This window comes from Verticiella alkaliphila (genome assembly GCF_018904615.1).
Classification (GTDB): Bacteria; Pseudomonadota; Gammaproteobacteria; order Burkholderiales; family Burkholderiaceae_B; genus Verticiella; species Verticiella alkaliphila.
On sequence record NZ_JADCNH010000049.1, the window covers coordinates 1 to 16,725 of the forward strand.

Annotated in this window: 13 protein-coding genes and 2 pseudogenes; 11 read left to right on the forward strand and 4 right to left on the reverse strand. The window is 66.6% G+C overall.

The features are described from left to right. Positions 1-1,144 precede the first annotated feature (1,144 nt). The 4 genes and pseudogenes from IMZ29_RS20130 (at position 1,145) to IMZ29_RS20145 (ending at position 4,310) form a co-directional block, all read left to right on the forward strand. Positions 1,145-2,043, forward strand: a pseudogene (locus IMZ29_RS20130) (Bug family tripartite tricarboxylate transporter substrate binding protein). A 20-nt stretch (positions 2,044-2,063) separates the two neighbouring features. After that, positions 2,064-2,657 carry an amino acid synthesis family protein gene (locus IMZ29_RS20135; RefSeq protein WP_216187484.1) on the forward strand — a complete coding sequence of 198 codons (594 nt, stop codon included), beginning with the start codon at positions 2,064-2,066 and terminating at the stop codon, positions 2,655-2,657. Beyond that, a complete protein-coding gene (locus IMZ29_RS20140; RefSeq protein ID WP_216187486.1) occupies positions 2,647-3,546 on the forward strand; it encodes an alpha/beta fold hydrolase in 900 nt (299 codons plus the stop codon). The genes IMZ29_RS20135 and IMZ29_RS20140 overlap by 11 nt, the downstream gene beginning before the upstream one ends. Positions 3,547-3,623: 77 nt before the next feature. Beyond that, entirely contained in the window at positions 3,624-4,310 is a 687-nt protein-coding gene (locus IMZ29_RS20145; RefSeq protein WP_216187488.1) for a GntR family transcriptional regulator, read from the forward strand. 15 nt (positions 4,311-4,325) lie between these two features. Here IMZ29_RS20145 and IMZ29_RS20150 read toward each other — a convergent pair whose 3' ends face one another. The 3 genes from IMZ29_RS20150 to IMZ29_RS20160 are packed head-to-tail and all read right to left on the reverse strand — an operon-like array spanning position 4,326 to position 8,102. After that, positions 4,326-6,560: a xanthine dehydrogenase family protein molybdopterin-binding subunit gene (locus IMZ29_RS20150; RefSeq protein WP_216187490.1), complete on the reverse strand. Its 2,235-nt coding sequence runs from the start codon at positions 6,558-6,560 to the stop codon at positions 4,326-4,328. Continuing rightward, positions 6,557-7,582: an FAD binding domain-containing protein gene (locus IMZ29_RS20155; RefSeq protein ID WP_216187493.1), complete on the reverse strand. Its 1,026-nt coding sequence runs from the start codon at positions 7,580-7,582 to the stop codon at positions 6,557-6,559. Before IMZ29_RS20155 ends, IMZ29_RS20150 begins: the two co-directional genes overlap by 4 nt. 1 nt (position 7,583) lies before the next feature. After that, the gene (locus IMZ29_RS20160; protein WP_216187494.1) at positions 7,584-8,102 is read right to left on the reverse strand and encodes a (2Fe-2S)-binding protein; all 519 of its coding nucleotides are present in this window, start codon (positions 8,100-8,102) and stop codon (positions 7,584-7,586) included. 134 nt (positions 8,103-8,236) lie between these two features. Between IMZ29_RS20160 and IMZ29_RS20165 the strand changes: the two genes are divergently transcribed. Beyond that, entirely contained in the window at positions 8,237-8,461 is a 225-nt protein-coding gene (locus IMZ29_RS20165; protein ID WP_216187497.1) for a hypothetical protein, read from the forward strand. A gap of 24 nt (positions 8,462-8,485) precedes the next feature. Here the strand turns inward: IMZ29_RS20165 and IMZ29_RS20170 are convergent, their stop codons facing one another. Continuing rightward, the gene (locus IMZ29_RS20170; protein WP_216187499.1) at positions 8,486-9,160 is read right to left on the reverse strand and encodes a Crp/Fnr family transcriptional regulator; all 675 of its coding nucleotides are present in this window, start codon (positions 9,158-9,160) and stop codon (positions 8,486-8,488) included. Positions 9,161-9,405: 245 nt separating this feature from the next. On the opposite strand from IMZ29_RS20170, the pseudogene IMZ29_RS20175 reads away from it, so the two are divergent. The 6 genes and pseudogenes from IMZ29_RS20175 (at position 9,406) to IMZ29_RS20200 (ending at position 16,719) form a co-directional block, all read left to right on the forward strand. Further along, positions 9,406-11,372, forward strand: a pseudogene (locus tag IMZ29_RS20175) (AMP-dependent synthetase/ligase). Positions 11,373-11,424: 52 nt separating this feature from the next. Further along, positions 11,425-12,246 carry an ABC transporter ATP-binding protein gene (locus tag IMZ29_RS20180; RefSeq protein ID WP_216187501.1) on the forward strand — a complete coding sequence of 274 codons (822 nt, stop codon included), beginning with the start codon at positions 11,425-11,427 and terminating at the stop codon, positions 12,244-12,246. Positions 12,247-12,255: 9 nt separating this feature from the next. Then, positions 12,256-13,185, forward strand: a complete 930-nt coding sequence (locus tag IMZ29_RS20185) for a branched-chain amino acid ABC transporter permease (RefSeq protein ID WP_216187503.1) — start codon at positions 12,256-12,258, stop codon at positions 13,183-13,185. 25 nt (positions 13,186-13,210) lie between these two features. After that, positions 13,211-14,275, forward strand: a complete 1,065-nt coding sequence (locus IMZ29_RS20190; RefSeq protein ID WP_216187505.1) for a branched-chain amino acid ABC transporter permease — start codon at positions 13,211-13,213, stop codon at positions 14,273-14,275. A 199-nt stretch (positions 14,276-14,474) separates the two neighbouring features. Next, positions 14,475-15,800 carry an ABC transporter substrate-binding protein gene (locus IMZ29_RS20195; RefSeq protein ID WP_371820373.1) on the forward strand — a complete coding sequence of 442 codons (1,326 nt, stop codon included), beginning with the start codon at positions 14,475-14,477 and terminating at the stop codon, positions 15,798-15,800. Between the two features lie 64 nt (positions 15,801-15,864). Next, positions 15,865-16,719, forward strand: a complete 855-nt coding sequence (locus IMZ29_RS20200; RefSeq protein ID WP_216187507.1) for an ABC transporter ATP-binding protein — start codon at positions 15,865-15,867, stop codon at positions 16,717-16,719. Positions 16,720-16,725 lie beyond the last annotated feature (6 nt).

The window sequence follows — 16,725 nt, forward strand, 5'->3', positions numbered from 1 at the left end:
AGAAGCGAGATTATGAAGAAGTTTTTGAAGCTTGTCAAGCTAGCGTTTTCGCTCACTTAACGGCCAACTTCTTCACGTTCGATTTGTTCAACGTTCTTGCTAGAGAACCTTCAACGAATCGCTCGCCGCACCCCTTTCAGGGCACTTGGCTCGCTTGCCTGGCCGCGTCACCGCAGTGATCAGCGCCGTAGCAGCGAAGCCCTCAACTATAACACGTTTATTTCATCCGTGTTGCGAAATCGAAAATTTCTTTTCAACCCCGCTTGCCTCTACTGCTCACCACCCCATCGCGTTGCCGCGTACTGCCGGGTGCTTGTCTGGACATCACCGTGGTGATGCGTGATCAGCGAAGCCCTGAACTATAGCACGTTTATTTTCGTGCTGGCAAATCGAAGTTGGCGCTGAGAGAAGCTTTCTTCACCAACCCGACTTGGCGTCAGGCCCGTCACCCAATCCGTCGCGCTTTGCGCTGCGTTTCAAGTGCCGAGCCAAGAACTATAGCACGGTTTTCGAATCATGCAACAAAGTGGTTCCGCTGTCGGAAGGCCTGGCAAACCGTCCCGGCTCTTCTATCGAGTGTGAACGGCGTCGACGCCAGGCTTTTGTCTCGAACGTTATAGATAAGAGCCGCTGGCCAATGAAGATGTCGCCGCGTGGCATCTCCTCTATAGAGAAAGGACATGCCTATGGAGAAGGGGCATGCCTCCTTGGGAAGAGACGCAATTCGCCTCCCGTCTGTAGGGCATAGAGGGGCCTTTGCCCTATCGATAAGGAGAGGCTCCCTGATCCAGCTCGGCACGCCAGTCTGGTCGCCCGCGCTTTCCCGACAGAAGGAAAGGAACGCAGCGTCGGTACCCCCAACAAGCACGGCACTTCGGATGGCAGTCTGACCACGACGGCGCCTCGGTCCCTGGGGGCCTCATGCTGTCGACCGAGCAGGCCCTCGTCCCACGACCTAGTCAGCGGTAACGCTAGCGCAAAGTCACCGCTCTATGTATTATGGTATACCAACATACAATCAGGAGACCGACCCATGTCCTTACTGCCAACTTGGCTGCGTACGCTGTCTGCAGCCGTCACGCTCTGCGCCGCAACGCTCCCGATGTCCGCGAGTTTCGCGGCCTATCCTGAGAAGCCAATCACGATGGTCATTCCGTTCGCGCCCGGCGGCAGCTCGGACATCATCGGGCGCCTGATCGCCCCCGCCCTCTCCGCCAAGCTCGCGCAGACGCTCGTGATCGAGAACGCTTCCGGCGCGGGCGGTGTGGTAGGCACCCAGCGGGTGGTGCGCTCCGCGGCCGATGGGTACACGGTGCTCGTGGGGTCCGGCTCGGAGATCCTCATCAATGGCCTCATCAATCCGGCCGTCACGTACGACGGCCAGAAAGATCTCATCCCGGTGGCCTTCATCGGCGTAGGCCCCATGGTGCTCGTCGGCAAGCCGGATCTCGCAGCGCAGGACGTTGCCGGCCTGCGCGCCCTCGCCGCCCAGAAGCCGGGCGCGCTGAGCTACGCCTCTGCAGGCAACGGCACGCCGATGCATGTGGCTGGAGAACTGCTCAACATGCGTGCCGGCCTTGGCCTCACGCACGTGCCCTATCGGGGTGCGGCGCCCGCGCTCGTCGACGTCATGGGCGGCCAGATCGATCTCGCCGTCTCCACCCTGAGTGCGGCTCAACCCCATATCCGCGCGGTCGCGTGAAAGCGCTGGCCACGACGAGTGCGCAGCCTTCGCCGTTGGCACCGAACCTCCCGGCCTTGGGGCAACAGCCCGGGCTCGAAGGCTTTGACCTGGGCGTGTGGTTCGGCCTTTTCGTGCCGGCCGGCACGCCACCCGATGTGGTCAAGACGCTGGAAGCCGCCACGCGCGAAACGCTGGCCGATGCCGGGCTGCGCAGCAAGCTCGCTGAGCAGGGCATCGAAGCGCTGGGCGAATCCGGCGACGACCTGCGCCGCTTCATGCAGGCCGAAGTCCAGAAGTACCGCGAGGTGGTCAAGGCCGCCAATCTGACGGCGGAACCCGCTTCCGCCCCTGCCAAATAACTTTGCCTGGAGATCGATTCATGACTCGCCCCGCCATCCGCAAGATCGTCACTTACACCGAAACCACGCTCATCGAAGGCGGCAAAGACGCGCCGCGTCCGCTCGTGCTGCATGCCGCAGCCGCCGTCCTCACCAACCCCTGGGCCGGCCGCGGCTTCGTGGAGGACCTGCAGCCTGAGATCCAGGCTGTGGCCCCCGTTCTGGGCGAAATGCTCACCGAACGCCTCCTGGCCCTGGCAGGGTCCGGTGAGACCGTCGAGGGCTATGGCAAGGCGGCGGTGGTCGGCACGAGCGGCGAGATTGAGCACGCCTCTGCCCTCATCCACACGCTTCGCTTTGGCAACTTCTATCGCAAGGCCGTGGGCGCAAAGAGCTACCTGAGCTTCACCAACGTGCGTGGCGGCCCGAACTGCGCCATCGCCATCCCGCTCATGCACAAGCACGACGAAGGCATGCGTTCGCACTACCTCACGGTGCAGTTCGCGATCAACGACGCCCCCGCGCCGGACGAGATCGTGGTGGCGCTGGCGGCATCCATCGGCGGACGTCCGCACCACCGCATCGGCGATCGCTACCAGGATCTCAAGATGCTGGGGAGCAACGATGCCGCATGACCCGCCTGCCGTCCGCGGACAGGAAGCGCCCGCGGCACCGCAGCCTTCCGGCCCGCCGGCGGCGACTGTCGAGCCGCTGGCGTCGCGTCACGGCCTGACGCCTGGCGGCACCGGCTATACCGTCACGGGTCAGGGCGAGCCAGTCGTCCTGATTCACGGCGTGGGCATGCGCCGTGGCATCTGGGCGCCGCAGGTGTCGGGCCTTGCTCGCACCTGCCAAGTCATCACGTACGACATGCTGGGACATGGCAACAGCCGGCTGCCGTCGCCCGCACCGCGCCTGGCAGACTATGCCGTTCAGCTGGCGGAGTTACTGACTCACCTCGGCATCGACCAAGCCAACGTGGCCGGCCATTCCATGGGAGCCCTGGTGGCGCTGGAATTCGCGCTGACGCATCCCGAGCGCACGCGACGCGTGGCAGCGCTCAACGCGGTCTATGCGCGAACCGACGAGCAACGTGCAGCGGTCATGGGGCGCGCCACGGCCTTGCAGGGCGCCGAGGCGTCGGCCAATATCGCGTCCACCCTGGCTCGCTGGTTCGGGGAGCCGACACCTCCCGGGTTGGCCGCGCATGCCAGGCTCGCCGGCGAGTATCTCGCCACGGTGGATCCGATCGGCTATGCGCGCACCTATCAGCTCTTTGCCCAGGCCGACGCGGCCCACGTTGGACGGCTCGGTCGGCTGGCCCCGCCCACGCTCTTTCTCACCGGCGCGGAGGATGCCAACTCCTCCCCTGCGATGTCTGCTGCCATGGCCCAGGAGGTGCCCGCCAGCGAGCTCGTCGTTCTACCAGGGGCCCGTCACATGATGACGCTCACCCATGCGCAGCGTGTCAACGAGGTCCTGCTCGCATGGCTGGACCGAGAGGGGCCGCCCGGCATGGCCTGAGGGCAGGCAGGACATGCTCATCAGGCACACCCGTGGAATACTACGGGGCAGGCTTCATCGACGAGACAAGGCACAGCATGGCAGCACTTCCCCAAGGCGCATTGAAAGTGGATCGCAGCGGCAAGACGCTGCGCGAACTCTCCTTGGAGAAGATGCGCGAGGCCATCTGGGCCGGGCATTTCCGCCCCGGTGAGCGCCTTGTCGAACGCAGTCTGTGCGAGCAGCTCGACGTGAGCCGGTCCATCGTTCGAGAGGTACTGCGCCACCTGGAAGCCGAAGGCCTGGTGGAATCCGTGCCGCATCAGGGGCCTGTGGTGGCTCGGCTCAGCGCTGACCAGGCCGCGCAGATCTATGAGATCCGGGCATTACTGGAAGGCCAGGCAGCACGAGCCTGCGCCGAGCGGGCCGATTCCCCCGCGATCGAGGCGCTTGCAGCCCTCAACGATGCCACGCAGGCGGCCTTTGCAGAAGCCGATCATCAAGCTGTCATGCTGCGCACGGCGGCGTTCTACGAACGGCTTTTTCTCGAGGCGGGCATGACCGTGGCGTGGGACGTGGTGCAATCGCTCAACGCACGCATCACCCGTTTGCGTGCCATGACGATCGGCTCGAGCGGCCGCCGCGATGACGCGGCCGCCGAAATGGCTCGCATCGTGCAGGCTTTGCGCGCGCGCGACGGGGCCGCTGCCCAGGCGGCGTCCGAGGATCACGTGCGCCGGGTCGCGCGGATCGCCGCCGAACGTCTGGCCGCGGCGGCAACCTGAGCCACGCGACTGGCGTCATTGACCGTCCGGCAGTGGCGCCTCCAACAACGCCTCGACCGTCACCGGCAATTCCCTCACCCTCACGCCCGTGGCATGGTGCACGGCATCGGTGATGGCCGCGGCGAGCCCTGCCAGCCCGATCTCACCAATACCGCGTGCGCCCAGTTCGTTCAGCGCGTAGTCGGGATGGTCCAGGAAGGTGACGTCCAGCTCAGGGGCATCGGCGTGGACCGGCATGATGTAGTCGGCCAGGTTGCTGTTGAGCACGGCGCCCGTTTCTGGGTCGTAGTCGGCCGACTCGAACAGCGCCATGCCCAGGCCCATGATGATCGCCCCTTCGATCTGGTTGCGACCGGCCTTGGGGTTCAGGATCTGGCCGCCGTCGATCACGGTGACGACACGCTCCACCCGCAGGCGTGCGATCGCGGGCTCCCAGCTCACCTCGACGAAGTGCGCACCAAAGGATTTCGTGGAACGTTCGTCCGCGCCCGGGTCGGCCTTGCTGGAGCCTGAACGCCCGTTGCCCGAGAGCTGGCTGAGCCGAGCGCGCTGCAGGATGTCCATGAAGCCCACGCCATCCGTCTGCCCCTTGCGCCGCACCTGGCCATCGACGAGCTCGAGGGAATCGGGATCGGCGTCCGCGAACGGCGTGTCGTCGCCCTCTGTCGCGGTCTGGATCAGCTTGTTGGCAACGTCCCGCGCGGCATCGCTTGCCGCGGGCACGAGAGAGCCGGTGGCCATGGAGCCGCCGGATAGCGGCCCCGACGGCAACGCGGTGTCGCCCAGGCACACGTCGATGCGGTCCAGCGCCACGCCGAGCACCCGCGACACCATCTGCGCCAGCACCGTGTAGGTCCCCGTGCCGATATCCTGCGACGCCGTGGCGACACGGATGCGGCCGTTGGCCTGCGCTGTCACGGCGACCGTGGCGCCCAGGCGCTGGGCCATCCAGGAGGCGCTCGCCATACCCCAGCCAAGAATGCGGCCATCCCGCTGCATCGCGCCCACTGCCGGGTTGCGCTCGCGCCAGCCGAAGCGTTCTGCGCCGGTGCGAAGACACTCTGCGAGATGCCGGCTGCTGAAAGGCACGTCTTCGTCTTCATTATGGAGCGTGTCGTTGCGCAGGCGCAGGTCCACGGGGTCGATCTCGAGCTTGCGCGCGAGTTCGTTCATGGCCGACTCGATGGCATAGAGCCCAGGCACGGCGCCCGGCCCGCGCATGGACGTCGGCGAGCCGACATCGCGCTTCGCCGCGCCCCAGGTCACCCGCAGGTTGGGGGTGCTATAGAGATAGGCCGTGGCTTCGCCGCAGTCTTCCTGATACTCGTCGCGGCGCGCGTTCTGCACGACGTAATCCTGGCGCAGCGACGTGAGGCGACCGTCGCGATCGGCCGACAGGCGCACGCGCTGCTGCGTGCGGGGCCGATGGCCCACGTTGTGGAACATCATGGCGCGCGTGACCTCGAGCTTGACCGGCCGCCCGAGCGCGCGGGCGGCCGCGGCGGCGAGGACGCTGTGCGGCCAGGGCCACAGCTTGCCCCCGAAACCCGAGCCGAGATAGCGCGTCACCACGCGCACATCCTCGGCCGCGACGCCGAGCATCTGCACGAGCGCCGCCTTGTGGTTGACCACGGCCTGCGAGGTCTCGTAGAGCGTGAAGCGCCCGTCCTCGTAGACCGCGACCGAGGCGTGCAGCTCGATCGGGTTGTGCGTTTCCGTAGGCGTCACGTACGTCTCGTCCACCGTGATCTCGGCGGCGTCGAACGCGGCCTGCGGATCGCCCCGCTCGGCCTCGGTCTGCATGTCGTCGTCGGCCACGGACGTTGCACTGACGTCGACCGCGCGCGCCTCGTACTGCGCCGTGACGCTGGCCGCTGCGGCCATCGCCACCTCGAACGACTCGGCCACCACCAAGGCGATGTACTGGCCATAGTAGGCAATCTCGTCGTCCGAGAGCGGCGGGCGGCGCTCATCGACCATGACGCCGCTGGCCTTGGCCACGCGATACAGCGTACCGATATTCTCGCGCGTGAAAACCTCGATCACGCCCGGCATCGCACGCGCCGCGGCGACGTCCAGCGACACGAGGCGGCCTGCGGCGATCTTTGCGCCCACCGGCATGGCATGCACGAGACCAGGGAAATCGTGATCCACCGTATACGTGGCGTGCCCCGTCACCTTGAGGGGGCCGTCGATCCGGTCGGTCGACTGGCCGACGGGGCCCAGGGGAAGCGATTCGGGCGCGTTCATGCGACCTCCGGCGTCTTTTCAGCGGTATCGATGGCACGCAACACGGCCTGGATCAGGCAACGTCGCGCGAGTTCTATCTTGAAGCGATTCCCCTCGCGCGGACGCGCGGCAGCGAGCTCCTGGTCCGCCGCGGCACGCAAGGCCTGCTCCGTCGGTGCCTGGCCCTGCAACGCCGCCTCGGCCAGCCGGGCCCGCCAGGGGACGGTGCCGACACCGCCCAGGGCTATGCGGATCTGCGCAAGACGACCCTGCGCCACGTGCGCCACCACCGCGGCCGATGCCAGGGCGAATTCGTAGGAGGCGCGATCACGCAACTTGAGATAGCAGGCGCCGGCCCCGGCCGCTGGCGCGGGCAGAACGACGTGCGTGATCAGATCGCCCGGGGCGAGCACCGTCTCCTGATGCGGGGTGTCCCCGGGCTGCACGTGGAATTCGTTCATGGCGATCACGCGCTCGCCGGCGGGCCCTTGCACATGGATGCGCGCATCCAGCGCAGCCAGGGCGACGTTCATGTCCGATGGATTCGAGGCAATGCAATGCTCGCTGGTGCCCAGGATGGCGAGGTTGCGGTTGAACCCGTCCTGCGCCGGGCAGCCCGTGCCGGGCTCGCGCTTGTTGCAGGGCATGCGCGTATCGCGGAAGTACACGCAGCGCGTGCGCTGCAGCAGATTGCCGCCCGTGGTGGCCATGTTGCGCAACTGCCCGGAGGCGCCCGCCAGCAAGGCCTGCGAGAGCACGGGATAGTCACGTTGCACGCGGGCATCGTGCGCAAGGTCGGCATTGCGCACCATGGCGCCGATGCGCAACCCGCCGTCGCCCGTGGGCTCGATCTGGTCCAGGCCCAGCCCGGCCAGATCGACGAGACGTGCGGGCTGCTCCACGTCGAGCTTCATGAGGTCGAGCACCGTGGTGCCGCCCGCGAGGAAACGGACTTCGGCGCCCTGCTGGGCGGTCGTCGCCGCCGACGCGGTCTGGATAGCGTGCGCGGAATCGCGGGCGCGCTCGAAGGCAAAGGTGTGCATGTCAGCCCTCCCGCCGCACATGCTGCACCGCGGCCAAGATGTTGGCATAGGCGCCGCATCGGCAGATGTTGCCGCTCATGGCTTCGCGCACATCCGCATCGGTGGCACCACACGGCTCCTGCAGCACGGCCACGGCGGACATGATCTGGCCGGACGTGCAGTAGCCGCACTGGTAGGCATCGTGGCTGACGAAGGCCGCCTGCATGGGGTGCAGACACGTAGGCGAGCCCAGGCCTTCGATCGTCGTGATCTCGTCGCCGTCGCAGGCGACAGCCAGCGTCAGACAGGCGTTCACACGGCGGCCATTGCGATGCACCGTACAGGCGCCGCACTGCCCGTGGTCACACCCTTTCTTGGTGCCAGTGAGCTGCAGGTGATTGCGCAGCACGTCCAGCAGCGAGGCGCGCACGTCGGCCTGCACCTCGTGTGTCTGGCCATTGACGCGCAGGGAGGTTCGCACGGTCGGCGCGGCCGACTCGGGGTGCGCCGTCTCGGCGGCGCGCGACACGATAGTGGACATGGGGACTCCGGGAGGGGACAGGCAGGGGACGCCTGTTGCATGGCCGTTGCCCCGAGCAATGCCCGTTCCCGTCACCTGCAGCGCCCGGCACGAGACTTGCAAGTTGGTGGGCTTCGCCCGTTCAGGAGACAGCCATGACCGACGCCAAACGCCCTGACCATCAGCCCGGCCCGCAAGCAGGCCTCACGCCAAGCGACGCCCCCGTGGACGTACCGCGCACACCGACGAAGGACAACATCAAGGACGACGTGGCGGGCACGTCGGCCAAGCCGCGTGTGAACACGGATGCCGACAGCGCCTGGGCCGACAACGCCGACCCGGCGCCGCGCAAGCCCAACGCCCGCTCCAATCCGTATTGATCTGTTGCCCACTGGCGCCCGGCCTCAGTGGCCGTAGCGTTTCAAGCCGTCCAGGTCGAGCACCTGCACAGCGCCATAATCCACCCGCAGCAAGCCCGCCGCCTCCAGGACATGCAAGGCCTGGTTGGCGCGTTGGCGCGACACGCGGGCGAGATAGCCAAGTTCTTCCTGTGTGATGGCCAGTCGCATGCCCATGCCAGGATACAACAGCGGATTGAAGAGCTCGGCGAGGCACTGCGCCACGCGGGCATCCGTATCGAGCAGACGGTCGTTCTCGGCCTTGCCGATGAATTGCGCCACACGCTCGTTCAACTGATCCAGCAGGTAGCGGTTGAAGGGCAGGCTGTTGTCGAGCAGCCATTCGAACGTGGGCGCGGGCAGGCGGGCGACCTGGGAATCCCGTAGCGCCACGACGTCATACTTGCGACGTTCACGCTTGAGCAGCGAACCTTCACCGATCCAGCCACCTGAGGGCACGCCCGTGAGCGAGGCGAGCTTGCCATCGGCGTTGCCCACCGACACCTTCAGCAGGCCGGACACCACGCCGATCCAGGCCGTGGCAAGCTCGCCACGGCGCTCGACGATACTGCCGGCGGCACACGCCTGCACCGCGACGTCACGCGTGACGCGCGCCTGCTGGGCGGGCGTGAGCAGGCGGAACCAGGCGGCAGACAGCGAAAGCGATTCCGGCACCGGCATCGGGATATACCCTGAATGATCCTGGAATGTCGTCGTGACGACAGTTGGGGGCGTGGCTAGCTTATACCTTACGACTCAGGGCTGTGTACGCACCGGACAGAGTGCGGCGCAACCTGCCGGGCAGTATCCCCGACACGCCAGATGCGCCAGTGCGCAGGGCGCAAGGTGGGCCTGCTGCCCGGCCACGGAACCGATACGTGCAGGACGCCGTTTGCACGGCAGTCTTGCCACCCGAAGGAGACACCGTGGTGCAACCTGCGTCCGAGGGTCCGGCGACCGCCGACACGTTTCCCGCGCTGCTGCTCGAGCACGCTCGCGTGCGGGGTGCGCGCCCGCCATTCGCGAGAAGGATCTGGGCATCTGGCAGACGTACACCTGGTCCGACGTCGCCGGCCAGGTGGAGCGCTTCGCGTTGGGCCTGGCAGCCCTCGGCGTGCAGGCGGGTCAGCACGTGGCCGTCGTGGGCGAGAACCGCCCCCATCTGTACATGGCGATGATGGCGGCGCAGGCGCTGGGGGCGATTCCCGTACCGCTCTACCAGGATGCCGTGGCGCTCGAGATGGCCTATGTGCTGCGCGACGCCGACATCGCCGTGGCGGTGGTAGAGGATCAGGAACAGGTCGACAAGATGCTCGAGGCGCGCGGCGAATGCCCTGCCCTGCGCCACGTCGTCTATGACGACCCGCGCGGCCTGCGTCACTACCACGACGATGCCCTGCTCTCCTGCGCCGAACTCGCCGAGCGCGGCGATGCCTTCGCGGCGGCCAATCCCGGCTACTTCGCGCGCGCCGTGGCCGGGGTCCAGCCGCACGACACCGCCGCGATGTTCTACACCTCCGGCACCACCGGCCGGCCCAAGGGCGTGGTGCTCACGCATCATGCGCTCATCGACCGCGCCCGTGCCGTTGCCCGCATGGAAAAGCTCACCGATCGCGAGGACGTGCTCGCCTATCTGCCGCCGGCGTGGATCGGGCAGAACATGTTCTCGTACACCCAGCTGCTGGTGAGTGGCTTCACCGTGAACCACCCCGAGTCGCCCGCCACCGTCGCCATCGACATGCGCGATATCGGCCCGACCTACTACTTTGCGCCGCCCCGCGTGCTGGAGGGCCTCCTCACCCAGGTGCTCATCCGCATGGAGGATGCGAGCCGCGTGAAGCGCGCCCTCTTTCATCGGGCCATGGCGCTGGCACGGCGCGTGGGCACCCGGCTCATCGACGGCCAATCCGTGGGGCCGATCGACCGCCTGCGCTACGCCCTGGGCAACGTGCTGATCTACGGCCCGTTGCGCAACGCGCTCGGCATGAGCCGCGTGCGCGTGGCCTACACCGCCGGCGAGGCGATCGGACCCGATCTCTTCGTCTTCTATCGCTCGATCGGGATCAACCTCAAGCAGCTGTACGGCTCGACAGAAACCTCGGTGTTCGTGTGCGTGCAGGCCGACGGCCAGGTACGCCCGGATACCGTCGGCCCGCCGGTGGATGGCGTCGACATCCGCGTGAGCGACACGGGTGAGATCCTGGTGCGCAGCCCGGGACTCTTCTCGGCCTATCACCGCAATCCGGATTCGACCCGCGAGTCGATGACCGAGGACGGCTGGTTTCGCACCGGCGACGCGGGCTTTCTCGAGCCCGATGGCCAGTTGAAGATCATCGATCGCGCCAAGGACGTAGGCAAGCTCGCCGACGGCAGCCTCTTCGCGCCCAAGTACATCGAGAACAAGCTCAAGTTCTTCCCCTACATCAAGGAGGCGGTGGCCTTCGGCATGGGTCGCGACGGCGTGTGCGCTTTCATCAACATCGATCTGGAGGCCGTGGGCAACTGGGCGGAGCGCCGGGGGCTGCCCTATGCGGGCTACACCGACCTCGCCGGCAAGCCTGAGGTCTACACGCTCATTGCGGATTGCGTGGACGAGGTCAACGCTGCCCTGGCGGCCGAGCCGCAGCTGGGCGGTGCCCAGGTGCGGCGCTTTCTGATCCTGCACAAGGAGCTGGACCCGGACGACGACGAGCTCACGCGCACGCGCAAGGTGCGGCGCGGCTTCATCGCCGAGAAGTACGCCACGCTGATCGAAGCGATGTACGCCGGGCACGCCCGCCAGCACATCGAGACCGAAGTGAAGTTCGAGGACGGCCGCATCGGCCGCGTGGCTGCCGACGTCGCGATCCAGGACGCGCGCCGCCATCCCGTCCGTGTCCAGGAGGCCGCATGATCTTAGCCCTCGTCGTCTGCCGGCGCCCGTGCGCGTGCCTGAGGGAGCGCGCATGAACGCCTCGAGCGCGCGCGAGGCGCGCATGGGCCAGGTGCTCCTCGACCTGCAGAATCTGTCGTTGTCCTTCGGCGGGGTGAAGGCGCTCACGGACATCTCCTTTGACGTACGCGAGCACGAGATCCGCGCCATCATCGGCCCGAACGGTGCCGGCAAGAGCTCCATGCTCAACGTCGTCAATGGCGTCTACACCCCGCAGCAAGGCCGCATCGTCTTCGACGGCAAGCCTTTCGCGCGCATGAACCCGCGTCGCGCGGCCGAGATGGGCGTGGCGCGCACCTTCCAGAATCTCGCGCTCTTCAAGGGCATGAGCGTGCTCGACAACATCATGAGCGGGCGCAACCTGCGCATGAAGAGCGGGCTCTTCGCCCAGGCGCTGCGCTGGGGTCCGGCCGAACGCGAGGAGACGGCGCATCGCGCCTTCGTCGAGAACATCATCGACTTCCTGGAGATCCAGGCCTGGCGCAAGGTGCCCGTGGGCCGGCTGCCCTATGGCCTGCAAAAGCGGGTGGACCTGGGGCGCGCCCTGGCGATGGAGCCGCGCCTCTTGCTGCTGGACGAGCCGATGGCCGGGATGAACATGGAGGAAAAGCAGGACATGAGCCGCTTCATCCTGGACGTGAACGACGAGTTCGGCACCACCATCGTGCTGATCGAGCACGACATGGGCGTGGTCATGGACATCTCCGATCGGGTCGTGGTGCTGGACTACGGCCGCAAGATCGGTGATGGCACGCCCGACGAGGTACGCCAGAACCCGGAAGTGATCCGGGCCTATCTGGGTGTGACGGCGGGCGAGCCCGTCGCGCACGCCTAAGGAGCCGACATGGGATTCTTCCTGGAAACGCTCTTTGGCGGCTTGATGAGCGGCATGCTGTATGCCCTCGTCGGTCTGGGCTTCGTGCTGATCTTCAAGGCGTCGGGTGTCTTCAACTTCGCGCAGGGCGCGATGGTGCTGGTGGCCGCGCTCGCCATGGCCCGCTTCTCGGAGTGGATTCCGCAGTGGCTGGGCTTCGAGAGCAAGCTGCTGGGCAATGTTCTCGCATTCGGGGTGGCGGCCTGCCTCATGTTCGTCTTTGCCTGGGCGGTCGAGCGCTTCGTGCTGCGGCACCTAGTGAACCAGGAAGGCACGACGCTGCTCATGGCCACGCTGGGCATCAGCTACTTCCTCGATGGCCTGGGGCAGATCGCCTTCGGCAGTTCGGTCTACAGCATCGACGTGGGCATGCCCAAGGATCCGCTGCTGATTCTGGATGGTGTCTTCGAGGGCGGCCTCCTCATCAGTCTGGAGGACCTGACCGCCGCGGCCGTCGCCGCGGCGCTGGTGGCGTTGCTCGCCCTGTTCTTTCAGGCGACGAGCACGGGCCGTGCGCTGCGCGCGGTAGCCGACGATCACCAGGCGGCGCAATCGGTGGGCATCGCGCTCAATCGCATCTGGGTGATCGTATGGCTCGTCGCGGGCCTGTGCGCACTCGTTGCCGGGATCATCTGGGGGTCGAAGTTTGGGGTGCAGTTCACGCTCGCCACCGCCGCGCTGCGCGCCCTGCCCGTGGTGATCCTGGGCGGACTCACGTCCGTGCCCGGGGCCATCGTGGGCGGCCTCATCATCGGCGTGGGCGAGAAGCTCTCCGAGGTGTACCTCGGACCGCTCGTGGGTGGCGGCATCGAGATCTGGTTCGCCTACGTACTGGCGCTCGTGTTCCTGCTGTTCCGCCCGCAGGGGTTGTTCGGCGAGAAGATCATCGACCGGGTGTGAACCCCGGCCCTGCAAGGACTAGCGCATGTTCTACCGCGAGAACGGACAATTCAAGACGAGCTACCGGGCCGACCAGCAGATCCTGCCGATCCGCCAGGACCGCTACGCGATGCTGCTGCTGCTCGCCGTGGCCTTCGTGGCCGTGCCGATGCTGGCCTCGGACTATCTGCTGCGTGCCGTGCTGATCCCCTTCCTGATCCTGGCGCTGGCCGCCGTGGGCCTGAACATCCTGGTGGGCTATTGCGGCCAGATCTCGCTCGGCACGGGCGCCTTCATGGCCGTGGGCGCGTATGCCGCCTGGAACATCGGCGTGCGCGTGCCGGAAATTCCGCTGCTGGTGCAGTTCCTGCTGGGCGGGGTATTCGCCACCCTGGTCGGGGTCGTGTTCGGCATCCCGAGCCTGCGCATCCGCGGCCTGTACCTGGCTGTCGCCACGCTCGCCGCGCAATTCTTCGTCGACTGGGCATTCCTGCGCATCCCTTTCTTCACCAACTACTCGCCCTCGGGCAGCGTGTCCGTGCCACGCCTGGATGTGTTCGGCATCCCGATCCAGACGGCGCTGGATCGCTACTTTCTCGTGCTGTGCATCGTCGTCGTCTTCACGCTGCTCGCAAAGAACCTGGTGCGCGGCGCCATCGGCCGCGAATGGATGGCGATCCGCGACATGGACGTGGCGGCCTCGGTGATCGGCATCCGCCCGGTATACGCCAAGCTGTCGGCCTTCGCGGTGAGCTCCTTCATCGTTGGCGTGGCGGGAGCACTCTGGGGCTTTCTGCACCTGGGCTCCTGGGAGCCGCAGGCGTTCGATCTGAATCGCTCCTTCCAGCTGCTCTTCATGGTGATCATCGGTGGGCTGGGCTCGTTGATGGGCAGCTTCTTTGGCGCCGCCTTCATCGTGCTCGTGCCCATCGTGCTTGCCAACGTGCCGCACTGGTTCGGGCTGCCGCTGTCGGTCGACACGGCCGCCCATATCGAACACATGATCTTCGGTGCGCTGATCGTCTTCTTCCTCATCGTCGAACCGCATGGGCTCGCGAGGCTCTGGAGCATCGGCAAGGAGAAGCTGCGCATCTGGCCGTTCCCGCATTGATAGGTTTTGCCGCCGGGCCGCCCGGGGGAACACCCCCTACGCGCTTCGCGCGCCCCCTCAAGGGGGCGGTGCCAGCGGACTGGCGAAGCCAGCTCCGCGGCCCCCTGGATAGGCTGGTTATTTTTGTAGAACGGTAATTTCTAGACCCGGCGACAGACCGGGCTCAACCGGTGCTTGCACCACCCTGGAGGTCCTGGAGATGACACAGAAGATTCGACGCATCGCAGCCTGCGTGGCGGCGGCAACCGCGCTCACCGCTGCCTGGCTGCCCGCCGCGCAAGCGGCCGAGGCCGAGCAGTTCATCCCGCTGCTCGCCTATCGCACCGGCTCCTTCGCCCCGCTGGGCATCGCGTGGGCCGACGGCAAGATGGATTACCTCAAGCTCGTCAATGCGCGCGACGGCGGCATCAACGGCGTGAAGATCGTCTACGAAGAGTGCGAGACGGCCTACGCCACAGACCGCGGGGTGGAATGCTATGAGCGCCTGAAGGGGCGCAACGGCGGGGCGTCGGGCTTTGACACGCAATCGACGGGGATCACCTTCGCCGTGACGGACAAGGCGCCGCTCGACAAGGTGCCGGTGGTCACGCCGGGCTATGGGCTGTCGCAATCGGCCGATGGCAGCGTCTTCGAGTGGAACTTCCCGCTGGGGGGCACGTACTGGACAGCGGCCGACGTCATGATCCAGGACATCGCCAAGAAGGAAGGCGGGTTCGACAACCTGAAGGGCAAGAAGATCGCCCTGGTCTATCACGACTCGCCCTACGGCAAGGAGCCCATCCCGCTCTTGCAGGAGCGTGCCAAGCGGCATGGTTTCGAGCTCCTCACCTATCCGGTGACCGCCCCGGGCGTGGAGCAGAAATCCACCTGGCTGCAGATCCGGCAGGCCCGTCCGGCCTACGTGCTGCTCTGGAGTGCCGGCATCATGACGCCCACGGCGATCCGCGAGGCCCAGGCGAGCGGCTATCCGCGCGACAAGATGTACGCCATCTGGTGGGCCGGCTCCGAAGGCGACGTGCGCGATCTGGGCGCGGTGGCCAAGGGCTACAACGCCATCTCGCTGCAGAACAGCGCCGAGCAGGGCCGCGTGCATCAGGACCTGAAGACGCACGTGTACGACAAGGGCCAGGGCACCGGGCCCACGACCATGGGCACCATCGCCCATACGCGCGGCATGATCATCTCGATGCTGCAGGTCGAGGCCATCCGTACCGCGCAGGAGAAGTACGGCAAGGGTCAGCACATGACGCCCGAGCAGGTGCGCTGGGGCTTCGAGAACCTGAACCTCACGCAGGCGCGGCTGGATGAGCTGGGCTTCGGCGGCATCATGCGACCGCTGCAGACCTCCTGCGCAGACCACATGGGCGGTGACTGGGCACGCATCATCCAGTGGGACGGCGCGAAGTTCCAGGTGACCTCGGACTGGTATCAGGCCGATCACAGCATCATCGACCCGATGGTGAAGGAGCAGGCCGCCCGCTATGCGAAGGACAAGGGGATCGAACCGCGCAAGTGCGCGGGCTGATGCCACTGCGGCGTCGCGCGTGCTGCTGGCGCGCGACGCCTGTCGCCTGTTTCGGGAACTGCGCATGAACACCACCGCTCCTATCGCTTCCTCGCCGCCCGCCGATCCGGTGTCGGACGCTGTCCTGCTGGACGTCAACGGCATCGAGGTCATCTACAACCACGTCATCCTGGTGCTGAAGGGGGTGTCCCTGCGCGTGCGCGAAGGCCGCATCGTGGCGTTGCTCGGGGCCAACGGCGCCGGCAAGACCACCACCCTGCGCGCTGTGTCGAACCTGTTGCGTGGCGAGCGTGGCGAAGTCACCAAAGGACAGATCGAGTATCGGGGCGAGCGCATCGAACGCCTCACCCCCGCGGATCTCGTGCGCCGCGGCGTGGTGCAGGTGATGGAAGGCCGGCACTGCTTTGCGCACCTGTCGATCGAGGAGAACCTGCTCACCGGCGCCTACACGCAGCGGCTGTCGCGCGCGGAACTGGCGGCAGCGCTGGAGCGGGTGTACGCCTACTTCCCGCGCTTGAAGCAACGGCGCACCAGCCAGGCGGGGTACACCTCGGGCGGGGAGCAACAGATGTGCGCCATCGGGCGTGCGCTAATGGCCAACCCACGCATGATCCTGCTGGACGAGCCTTCGATGGGGCTCGCGCCCCAGATCGTCGAGGAGATCTTCGGAATCGTGCGGGACTTGAATTCGCGCGAGCGTGTGAGCTTTCTATTGGCCGAACAAAATACCCACATTGCGCTGCGCTACGCGGACGATGGCTACATCCTCGAGAACGGCCGCGTGATGATGGAAGGCCGCGCGGCCGACCTCGCCACCAACGAGGACGTGAAGGAATTCTATCTGGGCATCGCCAGCGGCGAGCGCAAGAGTTTTCGCGACACCAAGTTCTACCGCCGCCGCAAGCGCTGGCTGGCCTAGGCTTTC

Excerpts from the sequence above, each read along its gene's own strand:
- IMZ29_RS20145 (WP_216187488.1), top strand. The coding sequence starts at position 3,624 with ATGGCAGCACTTCCCCAAGGCGCATTGAAAGTGGATCGCAGCGGCAAG.
- IMZ29_RS20185 (WP_216187503.1), top strand. The coding sequence starts at position 12,256 with ATGGGATTCTTCCTGGAAACGCTCTTTGGCGGCTTGATGAGCGGCATG.
- IMZ29_RS20135 (WP_216187484.1), top strand. The coding sequence starts at position 2,064 with ATGACTCGCCCCGCCATCCGCAAGATCGTCACTTACACCGAAACCACG.
- IMZ29_RS20165 (WP_216187497.1), top strand. The coding sequence starts at position 8,237 with ATGACCGACGCCAAACGCCCTGACCATCAGCCCGGCCCGCAAGCAGGC.
- IMZ29_RS20160 (WP_216187494.1), bottom strand. The coding sequence starts at position 8,102 with ATGTCCACTATCGTGTCGCGCGCCGCCGAGACGGCGCACCCCGAGTCG.
- IMZ29_RS20180 (WP_216187501.1), top strand. The coding sequence starts at position 11,425 with ATGAACGCCTCGAGCGCGCGCGAGGCGCGCATGGGCCAGGTGCTCCTC.
- IMZ29_RS20200 (WP_216187507.1), top strand. The coding sequence starts at position 15,865 with ATGAACACCACCGCTCCTATCGCTTCCTCGCCGCCCGCCGATCCGGTG.
- IMZ29_RS20170 (WP_216187499.1), bottom strand. The coding sequence starts at position 9,160 with ATGCCGGTGCCGGAATCGCTTTCGCTGTCTGCCGCCTGGTTCCGCCTG.
- IMZ29_RS20150 (WP_216187490.1), bottom strand. The coding sequence starts at position 6,560 with ATGAACGCGCCCGAATCGCTTCCCCTGGGCCCCGTCGGCCAGTCGACC.
- IMZ29_RS20140 (WP_216187486.1), top strand. The coding sequence starts at position 2,647 with ATGCCGCATGACCCGCCTGCCGTCCGCGGACAGGAAGCGCCCGCGGCA.
- IMZ29_RS20190 (WP_216187505.1), top strand. The coding sequence starts at position 13,211 with ATGTTCTACCGCGAGAACGGACAATTCAAGACGAGCTACCGGGCCGAC.
- IMZ29_RS20195 (WP_371820373.1), top strand. The coding sequence starts at position 14,475 with ATGACACAGAAGATTCGACGCATCGCAGCCTGCGTGGCGGCGGCAACC.
- IMZ29_RS20155 (WP_216187493.1), bottom strand. The coding sequence starts at position 7,582 with ATGCACACCTTTGCCTTCGAGCGCGCCCGCGATTCCGCGCACGCTATC.